The following is a 17,402-nucleotide window of genomic DNA, read 5'->3' on the forward strand; positions in this document are numbered from 1 at the left end:
TCCGCGGATGTCTTTTGTACCGAAAGCTTGGCGACAGGTACGGATGTTTAGACAACCGTTGAAATAATTTAAATAGAAAGAGGTATTTTATGTTTCCCCCATTAAAAAAAGGCGATACCATTGGCATTTATTCGCCCTCCAAACCAGCTACAACTATTGCAAAAGCACGCTACGAACGAGGTAAGGAACGTCTGCAAGCACTCGGCTTTACAATAATAGAAGGCTCTTTAACTGGAAAGGAAGATTTTTATCGCTCCGGCACACCGAAAGACCGAGCTGAAGAGCTTAATGCCTTACTTCGTGATCCCCACATCAAAATGATCTTACCAACTATGGGTGGTACTAACGCCAATAGTATGCTGCCATATCTAGACTACGAAGCATTTAAGCAGAATCCCAAAATACTTATAGGTTTGTCTGATGTTACCGCAATACTTCTCGCAATGTATGCAAAAACTGGTGTTCCTGTCTTTTATGGACCTTCTGTTGCTTCTACATTTGGTGAATTTCCACCTTTTGTCCATTCTACTGAGCAATATTTTAAAGATTTGTTTTTACATTCATTATCGATTCCCTATACCATGCCAATCCCACCTATTTGGACAGATGATCGACTAAACTGGTTAGAAAAAACGACGAAAAAAACTCAGCATCACAATTCATGGATTACTGTTCAACCTGGCATTGCTGAAGGTCGTTTAATTGGTGGAAATATAAATACAATGTATGGCTTCATCGGAACACCTTACTTCCCCCATATTAATGAGGGAGATATTTTACTTCTTGAAGATACATCTAAAACTATTGCTGTTGTTGAGAAAAACTTTGCCATGCTAAAACTACACGGCATTTTCGACAAAGCTTCAGCGATTATTTTAGGTAAACATGAACAATATGATGATTTGGGAACTGGAAGAAAGCCTTATGATGTGTTGTTAGAGCAGTTAGATGGACGTACTATGCCTATCATCGCTGATGTTGATTGCTGCCACACCCATCCCCTGCATGCCATGCCCATCGGCTTACGTGTAAGTGTCAATGCTACTAGCAAAGAGATTACCTTTCTAGAAACCTGGATTTCATAACATTCGTATAACCTATTGGCTAAAGTGATGAGTTTAGTACAGGGCTGTTGACCAGACTATACAAATCGTTGTGGTACCCCGTTCTTAATTCGTAAAGTTATTTCTAAAAAAGACAGAACCCTGGACAGGAGGTCACTGAAAAAGTCCATATCTTCTTACATTGCGAGGTATTCAACGATTAAATCGTTGAATACCTCGCTTTTTTCATTTGGCACTGTGACTCTACTGTTGTTTTCCGAAGCATTCCGCTCGCTTTCCGCGGGCGAGCGCCGAGCCTCCTCCTACGCTTCGCTTCGTGCGGGGTCTCGTCTGTCTCGCTTTCCCGCAGGAGTCAAGCGATGCTTCTCCAAACAACGCAATGTATCACACTATTATTTTAGTCTCGCTTTCCTTTATAATGAAAGAATTAATGTGCAGGTGGTGCCCCCGATGATTTCAAATCAAGAAACCCTTAATTTAAGTCCATATATGGCGATCTACGATATTGTTGTACCAAAAGATAATATACTTCGCCAAATCAATGAACTTGTTGATTTTTCATTCATTTTAGAAGAGTTAAAAACAAAATATTGTTTAGACAATGGACGTAATGCCATTCCTCCAATTCGCATGTTTAAGTACTTATTATTAAAAGCGATTTATGATGTATCAGACGTCGATCTTGTAGAGCGTTCAAAGTACGATATGTCATTCAAATATTTCTTGGATATGGCGCCAGAAGATCCAGTCATTGATTCAAGTTCGCTTACAAAATTTCGTCGGCTTCGTCTCCAAGACGTAAGCTTATTAGACATGCTCATTGGGAAAACAGTTGAGATCGCATTGGAGAAAAAAATCATCAACAGTCAAACGATTATTGTGGATGCCACACATACAAAAGCACGTTACAACCAAAAAACACCTAAACAAGAGAAATCAAAACACGCTCGAAAAGCTGTCTACAAAATTGACGAATCGATGAAAGACAAATTCCCCGCAAAGACCACTTCTAACGAAGTAAAGGATGAATTAGCTTACTGTAAGGAAGTTATTTCAGTCATTGAAAAGGAACCACAAATTGCACAAATGCCAGCTGTCAAGGAAAAGCTGAATGTTTTAAAAGAAGTCGCAGAAGATTTTCAAGAACATCTAAATTACTCTTCTGATGCGGATGCGCGAAAAGGGCATAAGACGTCGGAATCTTCTTTCTTCGGGTACAAGACACATATCGCGTTGAGTGATGAACGTATTATTACAGCGGCTGTCATTACAACAGGTGAAAAAAACGATGGGAAATATCTTCAAGAGTTAATTGAAAAAAGCACACAAGCAGGTATGAAAATTAATACAGTTATTGGAGACGCAGCTTACTCTGAAAAGGCAAACATCGAATATACTAAAGAAGAGAAAATCGCACTTGTGGCAAAGTTGAACCCTATTCTTACACAAGGACCACGAAAAGAAGAAGACAAGTTTGAGTTTAATAAAGATGCTGGAATGTTTGTTTGTAAGGCCGGTCATCTCGCGACAAGAAAAGCACGTACGGGTAAAAAAGGAACGAGTATGAGTCAAAGTCAGACATATTATTTTGATATTGAAAAATGTAAAGTATGTCCAATGAGAGAGGGCTGTTATAAAGAAGGCGCAAAAAGTAAAACGTATTCTGTCACAATTAAGTCGGATGCACATGCCGAACAAGAGGCATTTCAAAATACGGAAGCTTTTAAGCAATTAGCCGCAAATCGCTACAAAGTAGAAGCGAAGAATAGTGAATTAAAAAACGGACACGGGTACGATACGGCATCGACTGCGGGTCTATTTGGCATGGAAATTCAAGGTGCTACAACGATATTCGCCGTCAATTTGAAACGGATATTAAAGCTACTAAACGAAAATGAATAAGGAATAGAGACAGAAATAAGGCACTTCCTGTTCAAAACTGAACAAGAAGTGCCTTATTTTTATCTGAAAAAGGTTCGCTTTTATGAAAACGTAAGTTTTTCAGTGCCCTCCTGGACAGAGGGCACTTTTTATAAAATGTCCACTATTCAGGGTTCAATTGATTAAATAACTCATTTTACGTCATATCCAATGACACACGTGCAATTTTTGCAAAGAAACATTAGATAATCAATGGCAAAATCTAATATGTAACCGTCATATCCGTAACAAAAGCTAGTTTTTTATACTCATATACTTTTATTATTTCTTTACTATCTAAGTCATACTTGTAAATACACCGTATTTTAGAAATTATACCGTCAAAACTAACATCTTCTGCATTTTTAGGTATACCCGAAAAATAAACAAATCGCTCATTTTTCGACAATACCGCTAGCCTTCTCTGACCAATCTCTGATAATATGGGATTTTTACTTTTTTTAATCATATGATCTGTTAATATGGTAGTTAATGTTTTGTCTGTAAGAGATAACTGATAAATGCCGCTTCCTTCATCTTCATTTATATTTTCCCCTCCAAGAATAACAGATTTCCCATTGGGTCCATAAGCCATCGAATCAATATTGACGGCTTTTATTTTCGTTATCAAATTCATGTCAGAGCCATCTAAATTCATTTCATATATTGAATACACAATTTGCCCTAAAGGTTCACCAGCTTCATTTGCAGCCGCTCTTCTTGCCGTATTCTCTTCCTCAGAGACAAATGCACCAATAATTTTGTCTTTAGAAATATCATACATTTCTACAGCACGGTCAGGTTGTTCAGTATCAAATACAATAGAATCTTTCTTTTCCACATCTACTTTCGCAATCTTTGAAACAGGGAATTTTTCCCCCATTATTTCACTATAGATAGTTTTGCCTTCCTTATCGCCAAATCTAGGCATAAGTTGTCCTAAAGTATCATTTGTGACTTGATAAGTTTTTTTATCATTTTTATCTAATAAAAAAATGTCCCAAGGTCCATCTCCTTTAGCACTCATATAGGCAAGATATTGCTTATTGCCTGAAAGTTTTGCATGCAACCAAACAGTTTCATTTTTAACTAACTCTTCTTCTACTTTTCTTTCAACATCTAGTTCCACTATGCTACTTTTGCCTTCGTTATCAAACAGGGAAATAATGAGTTCTTCATTATCGTTAATAGGTGTGCTTTTCTCTTCATTTTTATTAATAAGCGTAATGTCGTCTTCTTTCTTTTGACATCCAAATAGCATAATTAATAAAGATAAAAAAATTATAGCAGTAAAACACGTTGCTTTTTTGCATTTACAAACAAGTCCATACATTATGCGATTTTCCTTTGCTCAGTTATTTTTGAATTCGAAATATGTACTCTTCATTGCTAGGTGAAAAAATACAAAAAGTTATAATTATCCATTTTAGGTAAATAATCAATATAAGTCAATGTAGTTTTTATGAATTGGGGAATTTTCAGTTTCCATTCATCACAAAGACGCACCTCAATCATCTATTTGACTTACGTGCATATGTCGATGCGACTAAATAAGAAATAGCTTTCTAGAATTCTGGTTTTCCTAACATTCGTATAACCTAGGAACTTCACGTATAATGAGAGAAAATAGCTAAAAAGAGCTTACCTCCAAGACAACATGAACTTGTACTTTCTCTTGCACCACTCGTTGGCTATAAACAATAATGTGCCAGAGCACAAAATACCAGTAGGTATATAGACCTGTTATACGGAAGAGCCGTAGTTACATGAAATACACTTCACAGGCGTTCTGCTGGCCCCTTTTATTTTGAGGAAGGAGGGTTTTTATGAATGATATACATAGATCAACAACTGATGAAGAATTAACGGAAGAAGAGCTGATTGAACTTGTTCTCGCTGAACAGCAAAAGGCGTTAGCACAAGAACAAGAAGAACGTCAGCAAGAAAAAAAGCCTAAAAAACAAAAACCGATTGTCAAATGGATTGTCTGGAGCATGGCATTTGTGTTGTTTTTGAATACATTTGCACTTATCTTTCAAATTTACTCCATTCCAGCTCTTGAATTTTTAAAGGTGTCAGCTCGGCTATCAGCGCAAGAAGATATAAGAACCTATAAAAAAGCTGTCGTAGAGATCTCTACAGGTTCTAGTAAAGGCACTGGTTTTTCGATTTCTTCAGATGGACTTATCGTAACCAATGCACACGTTGTAGAAGATGCTCAATCATTATCCGTCATTTTCCCTGAGGAAGGTTTAATGAGTGCTAAGTTACTGCAAAGTTTCCCAGACGTAGATTTAGCATTATTGCAAGTAACTGGTGATGAGTTCCCCTCCCTTTCTCTTGCTGAAAATCCTAGCTATAGCAAAAATGAGCATGTCTATTTCATTGGTAATCCACTAGCCTTTACGGGCATTGCAAATGAAGGGACTTTACTTGAGTCAACTTACCTTGATGATTGGGAGGAGCCTGTTATGATGTTGAAAGCCCCTGTTTATCGGGGAAATAGTGGCAGTCCTGTCATTAATGCTGCTGGTGAGGTTATCGGGATCATTTTTGCAACGGCGAAAAAAGATCCATATGGTCGTGTCGGTTTGTTTATTCCTATTGAAGTCCTACAGCGTAAATTAAGCCCATAATACTCAAGGCTCTTATACAGCGATATATTCAACTGTAAAATGAGCATAAGATATTTAAATTTGAAGGCATTAAAAAGTATAACTACGTAATTTAGTACAGGTTGAAAATCTCTTAGTTTAATTTTTGATATTTAACTACATTAGAACGTATTACAATAAACCCTTGAGTGGAATTACAAAATTCACATGCTTCAGTAGTAAAGCCGTCAGTTCTTTAAAAATGACCTCATGTGAGAAGGTCATTTTTTATTTTATACCTCGGCATAATTGAGTCTTTAATCGGCTTAATGCTTAGGCCTGTTGATGTTTTTTGTGCGAAAACGCAGCGGCAGCAACCGTTACATAAAACATTTGTAACTGTCGCTTCGCTTTCGATACATAAAACATCTGTACCTGTCGCTTCGCTTTCGATACATAAAACATTTGCTGAAAGAAAGTTAGAATTAATTTCCTGTTTAAGAGATTTGGCTAATAATTTGGCTAAGAGCTTCGTTTACTGGTGTAGAGGGACGACCAAGTAATTTTTCTAAATCGTTACTTTCAATCTCTAAACCACCATCTCGAATACCTTTTTGCGTGTTTACGAGCATAGGAAGGTAGGCTTCTGGTACTCCAGCTCCTTTCATAATGTTTGCATAAGTTGCATCGTCGACTTGTTGTACATGGACTTCTTTCCCTAATACAACTACAAGAGCAGATACTAATTTCTCTTGAGTCATTAACTTACCAGAAAGCTCGTAAACCGTATTCTCGTGTCCTTTACCAGTCAATACATTTGCTGCAGCCTCCGCTAAATCTTGTCGAAGTACCCAGCCTACTTTTCCTTTCCCTGCTGATGTAATCCAAGGTGCACCTACCATCGCACCCTGTATGCTCCCAATTTCATTTTCAAAATACCAATTGTTTCGTAAAAATGAGTATGGAATACCTGTTTTCAAAATAGCTTCTTCTCTGGCTCTATGTGATGAAGCGAGGAAAAAATTACTTTCACTTGCATTTGTTACACTAGTATAAGCAATAAATTTCACTTGAGCACGTTCAGCAGCGGCTACAGCATTCTTATGCTGTCTCATTATTGTTTCATAATCCCCAAACGTAGATATAATTAATAGTCGATCGATTCCTGAAAAAGCAGAATCTAACGTTTTCGGTTGATTAAAATTTCCGTGTCGAACTTCTACTCCAAGAGCTCGCAACCCTTCTGCTTTCTCTGGATTTTGAACACTAACGACCAAATCACTCGCCAGTATAGTTTTTAATAATGCTTCCACTACCTTTGACCCTAATTTTCCCGTTGCACCTGTAACTAATATTTTCATTTTTTCCCTCCAATTAAATTTTCATATTAATAAATGAAATCTAGGTATATACTATATCCTCAGTTGCAATATTAAAAGTAGGCATTTTTTTATGACATAGTCACAAAAAAAGTACCTAGTGAAAGAGAGGGAAAAATCAATTAATGGCTCGATTTAATTTTCAAGGAGAACCACCTACCGAAGAAAAAGAAGATGTATGTTCTTTGACACTTGCTCAAAATGTAATCGCTGGAAGGTGGAAAATTATTATTTTATGGTATCTAAGTCGACGAACAAGAAGATTTAACGAACTTCAAAGGTTGCTACCAGGCATTTCAAAAGGCATTTTGACAAGACAACTGAGAGAGTTGGAAGAGGACGGAATGGTTCACAGAGAAGTGTATAAACAAGTTCCCCCTAAAGTTGAATACTCGCTAACACAACAAGGAAAAAGCTTTATACCAGTATTGAACACTATGGGAGAATGGGGTAAAAAATATATGGAGATAAAACAAAAAGAATAAAGTTATCCATACTAAATTAATAGTTGAAAAGCCCTGTTATAGAATTCAAGCATAATTGTTTTTGATAAAATTCTGCTTCGCTTTCCGCGAGCTAGACACGAGCTACATCACTGAGCTCCTGACATTGCGTTCACTAACACTTCGACAAAATACAGTTTCGCTAATGCTCACTGATGGTGCTGGTGCTTCTCGCAGGAGTATACTTTAAATCAAAAATTAAATGACAGAATTTCTTCTCCTCCCCTATGCTCTCAATTGTGGAAGTATTTTATTAATACAGCTATTAAATGACCCGAAAACAAAATTATGTAAATTAGGTTATCGAGTTTACATAATAAAATTATATAGAACTTTATTCGTGAAACTAGTTCATTGCGTTTCTTTATTCCCAATCACCTATATCTATTTGAATACAAAAAAAAACATCCTATATCAATAGGATGTCTTTTTTTAACGAAAGTAATTTTAATTACTGAGAATTAAAGTTTAGTTACGTTAGCAGCTTGTGGTCCGCGGTTGCCATCTACAACTTCGAATTCCACTTTTTGACCTTCGTCAAGAGTTTTGAAACCTTCTCCTCCGATAGCTGAGAAGTGTACGAATACGTCGTTTTCACCTTCAACTTCGATGAATCCAAAACCTTTTTCTGAGTTAAACCATTTTACTGTACCTTGTTTCATTTAAGAAAACCTCCAAAAAATAAAAGTGAACAATATGTAATTTCTTCAGCGATTGAAAAATATTCACATATTACAAAGAGTACCGAACTAACGCGATCACTTTTTGTAATATGTGAATTCATGTTTCCGGTGAAGCAATTAAATTGTTAACCTAAGTATAACCGCTATTCATAATTTTGTCAAATAAAGAAAAATTTTTTTAAAAATTTCTAAATTTTATTTCTATTTTTCAGATTTTAAAGCGATAATCCCATGATATATTTGTACATCATCATCACAGGCTTCACAAAAAACACTTTCATCCTCTGACCAGAAGGCCCAAAATCCTCCTTCTTTCGTTTCCTCATTGTCATATGTTAATCGGAAGTGCTGCAGTTTCGTTTGTAATGCTGACTCAAATTGCTCCTCCGTTTCAAATGTTTCATTTGTTTGAATAAAAGCCTCCCAGCCTTCAAACTTCCACCAAGGCTCATAATCAGCTTTCATGTAAATGATTGTATACATATTTGCCACATTCCCTGCTGTAATAAGATATTTCCATTTTAGCAAACACATTTGAAATGTCTATTAAAACACTCTGTAATATGCTATTATTACCTTATTATTCAAAATTTTTGGAGGTATTTTTTATGTTTTCAAGTATTCGACCTAAGGCCGAACTCGAGGAATTATTAAAGCGTGGTACAAATTTAAATGCTACCGGTCGTTTTAATAAAACACTAGCATTTAACCATTTCAATTCACATGATGAAGAAAATTTAAAAACTCTCTACTATAAATTAAAAGATATCACGCCTTCAATGAATGCTATTTTTAATAACTATTTAAGAGAAATCTCTCTCTCTTCTCAGTTAACGATTAGTGAAGAAAATATAAATCGATACTTAACTCAATTTTTCTTAGCTACTCGTGATGATGAATATGTGGATGAGACCGTTAAATTTTTTAATTTATTCAGAAAGAATCAATATGAGCCGGGTAAGTTAATCGTCGTCTTCAATCAATTTGCATTTTATATTACTACATACATTTTACATAATTTTGGTTTAAAACCTAATAAGGCATTTGAATATATGAAATCTTTCCAATCAGCTGTTAATGTTGACCAGGAATTACTCATCGAAGTATTAACAGAACGTACAATTGAAAATGTAGTCGCTGAAATTTCCTCTTTAATGGATGTCAATGCAAAAATCATGTACATGAAAGATTTAGTATTTAGCTTAGATAAACAAAACGAAGAAATCCAGTCCTCTACCGCGGCAACTGAAGAAATTGCCGCTTCTATTAACGAGGTTGCTCGAATGTCTTCCCGTATTTCTGAAAAAACAACTGAATCTGTTGATCACGCCGTTCAAGGAAAAAATGCAATAGAGCATGCCCTTACAGAAATCTTTAAAACAGAAGAGACATTTACATCAATCGTTGAGTCCTTTTCAGAATTACAAAAGCGGGTAAAGGATATTGAAAATGTTGTAACGTTAATAAACCAAATTGCCGATCAAACGAATTTACTTGCTTTAAACGCTTCTATTGAGGCTGCACGAGCAGGTGAACATGGTAAAGGCTTTGCAGTAGTTGCACAGGAAGTTCGAAAGCTTGCTGAAGGAACGGTATCAGCTCTTAGTGAAGTAACTACAAATGTACATCATTTAAAAAGCTATTCAAATGAAGTGTCAAACTCAATAACAGAAACGACAGAAATTATTAAAGATGCAACAGTGGAAGCAAAAGAATCGTTACCATTATTAAATGCAATAGTAAGTGCCATTGAAGGTATTAATCTGGATGTCACAAATACAGCTGCGATATCACAGGAACAGGCAGCTGCTATTGATGAAGTATCAGCAAGAATGATTGAAATTTCTAGTCTTCAAGATGATATTCGCGAATATAGCCATAACACCTCTAGTGATATACACGCATTAGGGAAAGAAATTGATCGTTTCCGCAATGATATTATTTCGAATAATAATGTTCAGCTATCATCTATAGCACTTTTACAATTATCAAAGGCCGATCATATTTTATGGAAATGGCGAATTTATAATATGTTCCTTGGGCTTGAAAATGTCGAGCCAAGTGATGTTTCTTCACATAGAGATTGTCGTCTCGGTAAGTGGTATACATCTGCTCGCACTGTAGAACGATTCGGACACTTGCACGAGTATAGTGAATTAGACGCACATCATTTACGTGTTCATGAATCGGCGAAGTTAGCAGCTGAGGCTTATAAAGTTGGGAATATTCAACAGGCTGAAGCTCATTTAAAAGAAGTAGATCAAGCTTCAAAGCAAGTTCTCTATTTTATCAATAACTTAATTGCATATTTAAAAAAAGAACGTGTTATGCAATAAGCACAAGGGGGGGCTCTCCCCTCTTCACTAGTAGGAGGTGTAAGCTTGAACAAGCGAGCGCTAATTAAATTTTTCGGAGATGTTTACGGGACTGGCTATCGTTTTTTCATAAAACAAAAAGCGATTGAGCTAGGATTAAAAGGATACTGTAAACTAAATAATCAAGATCAAATTGAGGTTGAAGTAGAAGGATCAAAAAAAGCACTAGATGAATTTTTAATATTTGTTCAAAAGGGTGTTAGCCCTCAAGCAGATTCCAATTCTTTTACTTTAGAGCTTTTTGATGATTTAAAAGGTTATACACGCATGGAGTCAGACATTGTTTAGTCTGGCTCCTCTTTTTTAGTAGTGTTGTAATACTAAGGTTTATCAAGGTTTTTGGCTCTAGAAGATAATGATTGAATACGGTTTATCTAAAATGGCGTTGCTGGGAGCAAAATTATTTTTTATTAATTTGGATCTGGAATAATACCCGAGTCCCTTTCATTTATCCGTTCCACAAAAAACACCTGCCGTAGCAATTGCAAATAGTTATTAAGATATTTTATCTGAAGGTCGATTCACTGATTACCCTCTTTTAAAAATTCCGTATCCTCTTACCATATTTCTAGTAACGCTCAGGGAGACGAAAGCTTTCGTCGTGTAACTGAGATGCTCCCACTTCAACCTTATGCGTGAATTTAACGCAAAGAATGCCATATCCAGCGTAATTTATCTTGAGTTTCTAAAGTGGCTGCATACGTAATTCCACTGCTCTCATGCCAACCTCTATGAGTGATCTCATCATTTTTATACATTAAATGAGATGTTGCCTTAAAACAATAAACATTGTTATTACTTTATAGCACTGCTTTTTCTAATATGGTTGTGTTTGTTGCTGCATGTTCTCATTCCTCTTTCATCTATGTTTTACTTATTTAGTTGCTACCGCATTTAAAAGTAATTGTTTGTTGTGATCAGACATTACACGCCATTCTTTAACCGTTACTTTCATTTGCCCACACATCCTTTCGAAAATACACTTCCAAACACTGTATGCAAGTATTAGCGCATGTAAGACACTTTCACATCGATTAATCATTCAACTCATGAAGTCCAATTAGATATATCAATCAGATTTCATGTCATAAAAAAAAGCCACAACTCATAATGAGTGTGACTGTGAAATCTTGATTATAATTCTTCTAAATAGATTGTAACTATGATACTTCTTGGATTGTAAGTAAAAGCTCTTTCACTCACTGCCCTGTAATTACCATCAATATTAACTACATCACTAACGTTCGGAATCAAAGCTGATAGAGAGTTGTTGATGTCATACGTCATAATTACATCACCGTTTTGTTCACAAAAACTGATTGTAATCTCTTCTATATTTTCTCTCATCTTTGTCACCACCTTCCACTCTAATCATAGAATATATGGAATAAAATGTAACAACTAGAAATATAAATCATAATAAAAAGGCCATACCTTGTTTGTACTACACCCCCAAATATTAGATTAACTTTTTGGCTGCAATACAAATTAGATCTGACTTGATATCAATATATTATTTAGTCGTTAATGTCTCAATGGTTTTACTGTTATTACAGATGAGACTTTTAGCTTTAAAATTTATACTCGTTGAAAGTATCTGCAACTTACTTAAGTCGTTAGTCAACTTTTCTAATTCAACTAAACCTTCACCTTGCAATTTACTAATTTCCAACTCAAGTTGTTTTAATGATTTTTGAACTAATTCTATATTTTCTTTGTATTTCTCTAAAATAATTTTAGTATCAATAAGCTCAATCTTTTTGTTTGTGTTTTTTTGCATATGGCTGACTCTCCCTTTTACCTATAAAGTCATCTTTTTGGTGCAGTCTTTATTGCATGAATTATTGAAAAACATCCTAGGATATGAAAAAAATTTAACAATTGGATTTAATTAACACTATTATAATGTTGATTAACTTATTTAACAATGTCATTTTTATTCAATGAAACTAAAAAACCACATCTTGTTAGATATGGTCTCCTGAAATATTATGATTTTTATATTATCTAAATAAATTGTAAATACTCTAAGACATTCCCGAAAGGATCTCTGAAGCTAATAACTTTTCCTGGAGGACAATCCATCGGCTCATCTGTAATGAACTCAACATTATGCTCTTTTAACTTATTGACGGTTTGATGAATGTCCTCTGTTTTTAAAGCTAAAACCACACCTAGAGTATCTTTTGGAATGGATTTAGATTTTTTTGTCTCTTCTAAAATTAATGGTAAATCTCCGTGAATAAGTGTTACGATTTTAGGTCCGTATTGTTTGTTTACCTTAAATCCTAAAACTGTAGTGTAAAAATCAATTGCTTTTTCTATGTTAGGTACATAGATACTGATAACACAAACTTGACTCATATTTCATCCCCCTAATTCCGTTAATTACCTTTTCCTTCATTTATAAAGATAATAGAATATATGGTAATATTTTTCAACTCTCAATGCGAAATAAAATATTTTCCTAAGAGGGCTTTATAAAATCCCTAATTCATTACTTACTCCAATTGGCATTAATAAATTTACTAGAACCCAAACGGCAAAATGTCCTAGCATTTCTTCATTGCATACAATTAGATGACCACATTATAACTAGGCGCCCTTTGGATATGACTCTAGTTAGCAACTACATTAAGTTCTTCATAGTGTATACATATTCTTAAATCTTTTTTGTGGCATTCTATGATAGAAATCTCAATCCGTATTGAAAACTATACATATTATGAATTATAGAATGGATGGAAATTACTATGTCTAATATTATGGTAATGGAAATGGTTACGGAAGTGGTTCAGCATTTGCGCTAATTGTTGTTCTATTTATTCTTCTAATTATCGTCGGCGCTACTTTCATGACTAAAGGTTATTAATACCTAACACCGCCTCTAATGCTCATAACTAATAAGATAATATAAACTTTATCCTTTCCCTTTTAATCTACCTAGGGTCACTATCCTCCGGTGACCCTATTAATATTTCCTTACTTAAAACTCATCTCTCAAAAGGTCATACGATATCATTATTCGATAATGAATTCACCATCATGATTTACAATTAATTTCCTTCCGTTATTGACTGAAATCTCGAGAGGAAGAATGGTAGAATATTTATCTGAAAAAATCCATCTTCTTCCGGGACGAGCAAGGATAATAAAAATCCCTATCTCTCTTACGCCCATAAAATTTAGAGATTTCTCATTTAACGGTTTGTTATCCCTTTCAAATATATGAGCTTTACTTAATTCTTTTCCTACCTTTAACACATCATCAACGATAAGACCAATTTCACTAATATGGAAAATACTATTAATAGTAAACGGCTCTGAGCTTTCTTCGTTTACGCCATAACGGGCTATACATTCTAAAATATTACCTGATGGATCCTCAAAATATATTGCGTGTGCTGGTAAATGTGAAAAGTTTACTTGATCTTCTCCATCCTCTGTTAAAAGTTGGACTTTGTTTTTCAACCAAAATTTTGCTTCTTCAAATTGGTTTGCTGGAATATTGAAGGCAAAATGATAAAATGGTTTGCCTACTGTATCTCTATTCGTAAACTCCAAAATACTAGTGCCTGTTTGAATTTGAAAGCTATCTTTATTTTCAGCAATCAAATGAAACCCTAATTTATTCATATAAAATTCTTTCATAGATTGTAAATTATCAGTTTGTAAAGTAAGGGATTTAATTTCCATATGCAACATTCTCCTATTCACATGTATTTGTAAAATAATATAATAAAAACAATCCCTATTCACATCAATCTTTCGGCTGAAATACATAGACAGTTTCGAACATGTTCATATGCACTAAAAGTTAATTATTATTAAGTACTTTTATTTTTCCATTACATTTCTTCCTCCTTGAATGATAAAAGCCCTCCATAATTAATACGGAAGGCAAACAATATTCAGAAGGAAGCTATCCAATCTATTGAATGTAAATTATACTTTGCAGATCTTCCAAGTTATTAGGTGAACGTTATTTTTCTGATGCACCAAATGTCGTCTATCTTTATTTTGCTCATGATAAAAACCATTTAGGGCAATTTGAGCACCATACAATTGATGCGAAAACTCTTACGACAGAGCAATTAAAGCATTTTCAGTCTTATGAATAGCTTAAAGTAGACGTAATGCACGACTCGAAATATAAGCGTATTTTGAGGTTAAAATCTCGAATACGCTTATTAATTTTTATAAAAACTAATATAACGATGATGGTGAGGAATTAACAACAGTGAAAAAAACAATACTAATAAATAAAAATTTGACTAATAACGTGTGAAGCAATCCAAAAATTCGCGAATTACACTAAGTTTGAATACAATATGAAAATGATTAATTCATTATAGGCCTTTTAACACCTATCCGTCGCCTTGGCAGTTCTATCCGTCACTTCGATGGTTCCATCCGTCGGTGGGCACTCTTTCCGTCGCTTGGGCAGTTCCATCCGTCGCTCTGGCAATTCTATCCTTCGGTAGGGATTCTATCCGTCACTTCGGCGGCTTATCCGTCTTTGCAGAAAAACATCAATGTCGGACAGTTAGAGTGACTTCTTTTTCGTCTGTCCTCTTTTCTCCTAATAATGCAAAGGTTTTTCTTTTTTTTATGGTAATATCATTGAGAAACTTTACAAATAGCAGTAAAATTTATGTAAGGTTTCTTATATAATTGAAACTTTATGTCGGTTATTTCGTATAAGAATATAGACATATTTAAATGCTAGGAGGAAGAAACATGCTCAGTGTCGGACAGTTTTTCTCTAGACATACCGCTAGCTTCTTAATTTCTCTCTCAACTGTTTCTATCGCAGCATTTGCGGCAAGTCCAGGATACTTCCTTGGTGGTTTATTATTTGCTGGAACATACGCGTCGAGTACGACGTTGTTGAAACATAGACAGAAAAAGAAATTCATGCAAATAGCTGGTATAACAAAAGAAGAATACAAACATATTGAAACACAACTTACAGCAGCCAATAAAAACATTCAAACTTTAAGTCAAAACTACTTACGTGTACGCTCTGTTTCTGCATTTAAGCAATTACTCGAAATGACACGTATTTCAAAAAATATCGTAAAAGTAGTTAAAACAGATCCACGGAAATTTTATAATGTGGAACAATTTTTTTATGCACACCTTCCTTCCGCTGTCGAATTAACGGATAAATATACGATGTTATCGAAACAGCCTGTGAAGGATAAGGAAATCCAAATTACATTATCAAAAACCAGAGAAACACTTACAGATTTAAATGATACGATTCAAATTGATTTAAAGGATGCGCTTTCCAACGATATCGACCATCTCCAAATGGAAATCGAATTTGCGAATCGTTCCAATTTAAGACGAAAAGAACAATTGGAATGGCGAGGCGATGATAAGTGACAGCAAATGATCACGCATTTCAACTAAATACAATACAAGGTATTTCCCCTCTTGTGCAATCTTATTTAGAAACAACAAATAATGAGGCGATGGCGACGTATGAAACGCTGTCGCCTCTTGCACAAAGTCGAGCACTTCTATATGCTAGTCAACTTGACCTGACAAATTTTGAATCAGTCCTGTCTTTAGGGCAAGGCTCACAACGAGCGCTTTCTCAATTTGCAGATCGCATGCTTGCACAAGTAAAACAGAAAGACGTCACAAAAATTGGTCAAATGTTAGACTCATTAATGCAAACGTTAGACCGTGTGGACCCTAACGCATTAGAACCAAAAAAGCAGTCCTTTTTCAGAAAAATGTTTGGTAAAATAGAGCCTACTGTTAAGCAAACATTAACGGAGTTTGAACGTGTTAGTATCCAAGTAGAACGAATTGGTGTTCAGCTTGAACGTTCACAGCTACAAATGATAAAAGATGTGGAAATGCTAGAGGAACTTTATGCACATAATAGAGGGTTCTTTGAAGAGTTAGCGACTGCTATTGCAGCAGGACAAATGAAGAAGCAGCAAGCCATTGAAGTTGAGCTTCCTGAAAAGGCGACTAGTGTACAGGCGACGAAACAGCCTCTAGCTATCCAACAGCTAAATGATTTTGCCGCACAAATCGAGCGTCTAGATCAACGTATTTATGACCTACAAGTTTCTCAGCAGGTTGCTTTACAAACTGCGCCACAAATACGGATGATTCAGCAGTCCAATCAAACGCTAGCTGAGAAAATAGAATTTTCAATCGTTACTCTTATTCCACTTTGGAAAAACCAGTTGGCCATGATGTTATCTATGCATATGGATCATCACTACGCGCAGCTAGAGGAAAGATTATCTCGTACAAATGATCGTTTTACGAGCCCTTCCTTTGAACAGCAAGTATCGAAATTCAAAGAAACTCAGCATGAGCTTAAAACAGCTATCAAAGACGTCTTCGCCCTTCATACAGCTACAGAACAGGAAAAGCAGCATCTACAGGATGTAGCAGAATTAAAAACCTTAAAGAGAGATTGATTCCGTTTTTCCAAAAAACAAGGGTGGCTCAGAAAACATCTGAACCACCCTTTGATTTTCATTTAAACCTACTGAATGAAAATAGTCTCCGGACTCAATTACGCCAAGCGAAATTGATTTTATGCTTATTCGAAATACTCTTTATAGTAGCCACCAATATTACCAGTGTTATCGATAATAAAAATGAATTCTTCTGTTTCATTTTTCACATCATATTGTTTTCCTACTGTTAATACGTTTGAAACTAAATATTTTGATGCATTTGTATGCTTACAAGTAACTGTGCGTGCTGTTGGTGCATCTTTCCATTTTAAATGTAACATAATCTCTCTACCTCTCTTTACTAGCATGAAGCTAATGTCTACTGCTTATTTTATAATATTTTTGAACTTTTGTGGAGAAAAAAACCATAGAAGACCATATTTTTTCCGT

17 protein-coding genes and 1 pseudogene are annotated in these 17,402 nt (G+C 35.1%); 9 read left to right on the top strand and 9 right to left on the bottom strand.

Annotated elements, in window-relative coordinates:
- Positions 1 to 89 precede the first annotated feature (89 nt).
- Together ACZ11_RS08855 and ACZ11_RS08860 are read left to right on the top strand one after the other, a co-directional pair.
- On the top strand, positions 90 to 1,085 hold the full coding sequence (locus tag ACZ11_RS08855; RefSeq protein ID WP_049665388.1) for a S66 family peptidase: 996 nt from the start codon (positions 90 to 92) through the stop codon (positions 1,083 to 1,085).
- A gap of 429 nt (positions 1,086 to 1,514) precedes the next feature.
- Positions 1,515 to 2,966 carry an IS1182 family transposase gene (locus ACZ11_RS08860; RefSeq protein WP_049665390.1) on the top strand — a complete coding sequence of 484 codons (1,452 nt, stop codon included), beginning with the start codon at positions 1,515 to 1,517 and terminating at the stop codon, positions 2,964 to 2,966.
- A gap of 241 nt (positions 2,967 to 3,207) precedes the next feature.
- Here ACZ11_RS08860 and ACZ11_RS08865 read toward each other — a convergent pair whose 3' ends face one another.
- The gene (locus ACZ11_RS08865; RefSeq protein WP_049665391.1) at positions 3,208 to 4,317 is read right to left on the bottom strand and encodes a hypothetical protein; all 1,110 of its coding nucleotides are present in this window, start codon (positions 4,315 to 4,317) and stop codon (positions 3,208 to 3,210) included.
- 493 nt (positions 4,318 to 4,810) lie between these two features.
- Between ACZ11_RS08865 and ACZ11_RS08870 the strand changes: the two genes are divergently transcribed.
- Complete coding sequence (locus tag ACZ11_RS08870) at positions 4,811 to 5,620, top strand: S1C family serine protease (RefSeq protein WP_049665393.1); 810 nt, start codon at positions 4,811 to 4,813, stop codon at positions 5,618 to 5,620.
- A gap of 455 nt (positions 5,621 to 6,075) precedes the next feature.
- Here the strand turns inward: ACZ11_RS08870 and ACZ11_RS08875 are convergent, their stop codons facing one another.
- A complete protein-coding gene (locus tag ACZ11_RS08875; RefSeq protein WP_049665394.1) occupies positions 6,076 to 6,939 on the bottom strand; it encodes an SDR family oxidoreductase in 864 nt (287 codons plus the stop codon).
- A 143-nt stretch (positions 6,940 to 7,082) separates the two neighbouring features.
- Between ACZ11_RS08875 and ACZ11_RS08880 the strand changes: the two genes are divergently transcribed.
- Positions 7,083 to 7,442, top strand: a complete 360-nt coding sequence (locus ACZ11_RS08880) for a winged helix-turn-helix transcriptional regulator (protein ID WP_049665396.1) — start codon at positions 7,083 to 7,085, stop codon at positions 7,440 to 7,442.
- Between the two features lie 479 nt (positions 7,443 to 7,921).
- Here ACZ11_RS08880 and ACZ11_RS08885 read toward each other — a convergent pair whose 3' ends face one another.
- Positions 7,922 to 8,122 carry a cold-shock protein gene (locus ACZ11_RS08885; RefSeq protein ID WP_049665398.1) on the bottom strand — a complete coding sequence of 67 codons (201 nt, stop codon included), beginning with the start codon at positions 8,120 to 8,122 and terminating at the stop codon, positions 7,922 to 7,924.
- A 222-nt stretch (positions 8,123 to 8,344) separates the two neighbouring features.
- Positions 8,345 to 8,626 carry a DUF1033 family protein gene (locus ACZ11_RS08890; RefSeq protein ID WP_049667131.1) on the bottom strand — a complete coding sequence of 94 codons (282 nt, stop codon included), beginning with the start codon at positions 8,624 to 8,626 and terminating at the stop codon, positions 8,345 to 8,347.
- 125 nt (positions 8,627 to 8,751) lie between these two features.
- On the opposite strand from ACZ11_RS08890, the gene ACZ11_RS08895 reads away from it, so the two are divergent.
- Together ACZ11_RS08895 and ACZ11_RS08900 are read left to right on the top strand one after the other, a co-directional pair.
- On the top strand, positions 8,752 to 10,479 hold the full coding sequence (locus tag ACZ11_RS08895; protein WP_049665400.1) for a globin-coupled sensor protein: 1,728 nt from the start codon (positions 8,752 to 8,754) through the stop codon (positions 10,477 to 10,479).
- A 45-nt stretch (positions 10,480 to 10,524) separates the two neighbouring features.
- Positions 10,525 to 10,806, top strand: a complete 282-nt coding sequence (locus tag ACZ11_RS08900; protein ID WP_049665401.1) for an acylphosphatase — start codon at positions 10,525 to 10,527, stop codon at positions 10,804 to 10,806.
- An 846-nt stretch (positions 10,807 to 11,652) separates the two neighbouring features.
- Here the strand turns inward: ACZ11_RS08900 and ACZ11_RS08905 are convergent.
- The 3 genes from ACZ11_RS08905 to ACZ11_RS08915 form a co-directional block, all read right to left on the bottom strand.
- Entirely contained in the window at positions 11,653 to 11,865 is a 213-nt protein-coding gene (locus ACZ11_RS08905) for a hypothetical protein (RefSeq protein ID WP_049665402.1), read from the bottom strand.
- Between the two features lie 166 nt (positions 11,866 to 12,031).
- Positions 12,032 to 12,298, bottom strand: a complete 267-nt coding sequence (locus ACZ11_RS08910) for a hypothetical protein (RefSeq protein WP_049665404.1) — start codon at positions 12,296 to 12,298, stop codon at positions 12,032 to 12,034.
- Between the two features lie 227 nt (positions 12,299 to 12,525).
- Positions 12,526 to 12,882, bottom strand: a complete 357-nt coding sequence (locus tag ACZ11_RS08915; RefSeq protein WP_049665405.1) for a VOC family protein — start codon at positions 12,880 to 12,882, stop codon at positions 12,526 to 12,528.
- 412 nt (positions 12,883 to 13,294) lie between these two features.
- On the opposite strand from ACZ11_RS08915, the pseudogene ACZ11_RS25130 reads away from it, so the two are divergent.
- Positions 13,295 to 13,390: pseudogene (locus ACZ11_RS25130) on the top strand (YjcZ family sporulation protein); the annotation flags it as partial.
- A 149-nt stretch (positions 13,391 to 13,539) separates the two neighbouring features.
- On the opposite strand, the gene ACZ11_RS08920 reads toward ACZ11_RS25130, so the two are convergent.
- Complete coding sequence (locus ACZ11_RS08920) at positions 13,540 to 14,214, bottom strand: VOC family protein (protein WP_049665406.1); 675 nt, start codon at positions 14,212 to 14,214, stop codon at positions 13,540 to 13,542.
- 1,044 nt (positions 14,215 to 15,258) lie between these two features.
- Here ACZ11_RS08920 and ACZ11_RS08925 point away from each other — a divergent pair.
- Together ACZ11_RS08925 and ACZ11_RS08930 are read left to right on the top strand one after the other, a co-directional pair.
- Positions 15,259 to 15,909 (top strand): 5-bromo-4-chloroindolyl phosphate hydrolysis family protein, encoded by a 651-nt coding sequence (locus ACZ11_RS08925; protein WP_049665408.1) that lies wholly within the window; start codon positions 15,259 to 15,261, stop codon positions 15,907 to 15,909.
- Positions 15,906 to 16,970: a toxic anion resistance protein gene (locus tag ACZ11_RS08930; protein WP_049665409.1), complete on the top strand. Its 1,065-nt coding sequence runs from the start codon at positions 15,906 to 15,908 to the stop codon at positions 16,968 to 16,970. Before ACZ11_RS08925 ends, ACZ11_RS08930 begins: the two co-directional genes overlap by 4 nt.
- Before the next feature lie 125 nt (positions 16,971 to 17,095).
- Here the strand turns inward: ACZ11_RS08930 and ACZ11_RS08935 are convergent, their stop codons facing one another.
- Positions 17,096 to 17,293 carry a DUF6501 family protein gene (locus tag ACZ11_RS08935; protein ID WP_049665410.1) on the bottom strand — a complete coding sequence of 66 codons (198 nt, stop codon included), beginning with the start codon at positions 17,291 to 17,293 and terminating at the stop codon, positions 17,096 to 17,098.
- Positions 17,294 to 17,402: the final 109 nt, after the last annotated feature.

The sequence above is a fragment of the Lysinibacillus xylanilyticus genome (assembly GCF_001183605.1).
In the GTDB taxonomy this organism is placed as follows: Bacteria; Bacillota; Bacilli; order Bacillales_A; family Planococcaceae; genus Lysinibacillus; species Lysinibacillus xylanilyticus.

Excerpts from the sequence above, each read along its gene's own strand:
- ACZ11_RS08855 (WP_049665388.1), top strand. The coding sequence starts at position 90 with ATGTTTCCCCCATTAAAAAAAGGCGATACCATTGGCATTTATTCGCCC.
- ACZ11_RS08860 (WP_049665390.1), top strand. The coding sequence starts at position 1,515 with ATGATTTCAAATCAAGAAACCCTTAATTTAAGTCCATATATGGCGATC.
- ACZ11_RS08865 (WP_049665391.1), bottom strand. The coding sequence starts at position 4,317 with ATGTATGGACTTGTTTGTAAATGCAAAAAAGCAACGTGTTTTACTGCT.
- ACZ11_RS08870 (WP_049665393.1), top strand. The coding sequence starts at position 4,811 with ATGAATGATATACATAGATCAACAACTGATGAAGAATTAACGGAAGAA.
- ACZ11_RS08875 (WP_049665394.1), bottom strand. The coding sequence starts at position 6,939 with ATGAAAATATTAGTTACAGGTGCAACGGGAAAATTAGGGTCAAAGGTA.
- ACZ11_RS08880 (WP_049665396.1), top strand. The coding sequence starts at position 7,083 with ATGGCTCGATTTAATTTTCAAGGAGAACCACCTACCGAAGAAAAAGAA.
- ACZ11_RS08885 (WP_049665398.1), bottom strand. The coding sequence starts at position 8,122 with ATGAAACAAGGTACAGTAAAATGGTTTAACTCAGAAAAAGGTTTTGGA.
- ACZ11_RS08890 (WP_049667131.1), bottom strand. The coding sequence starts at position 8,626 with ATGTATACAATCATTTACATGAAAGCTGATTATGAGCCTTGGTGGAAG.
- ACZ11_RS08895 (WP_049665400.1), top strand. The coding sequence starts at position 8,752 with ATGTTTTCAAGTATTCGACCTAAGGCCGAACTCGAGGAATTATTAAAG.
- ACZ11_RS08905 (WP_049665402.1), bottom strand. The coding sequence starts at position 11,865 with ATGAGAGAAAATATAGAAGAGATTACAATCAGTTTTTGTGAACAAAAC.
- ACZ11_RS08910 (WP_049665404.1), bottom strand. The coding sequence starts at position 12,298 with ATGCAAAAAAACACAAACAAAAAGATTGAGCTTATTGATACTAAAATT.
- ACZ11_RS08915 (WP_049665405.1), bottom strand. The coding sequence starts at position 12,882 with ATGAGTCAAGTTTGTGTTATCAGTATCTATGTACCTAACATAGAAAAA.
- ACZ11_RS08920 (WP_049665406.1), bottom strand. The coding sequence starts at position 14,214 with ATGGAAATTAAATCCCTTACTTTACAAACTGATAATTTACAATCTATG.
- ACZ11_RS08925 (WP_049665408.1), top strand. The coding sequence starts at position 15,259 with ATGCTCAGTGTCGGACAGTTTTTCTCTAGACATACCGCTAGCTTCTTA.
- ACZ11_RS08935 (WP_049665410.1), bottom strand. The coding sequence starts at position 17,293 with ATGTTACATTTAAAATGGAAAGATGCACCAACAGCACGCACAGTTACT.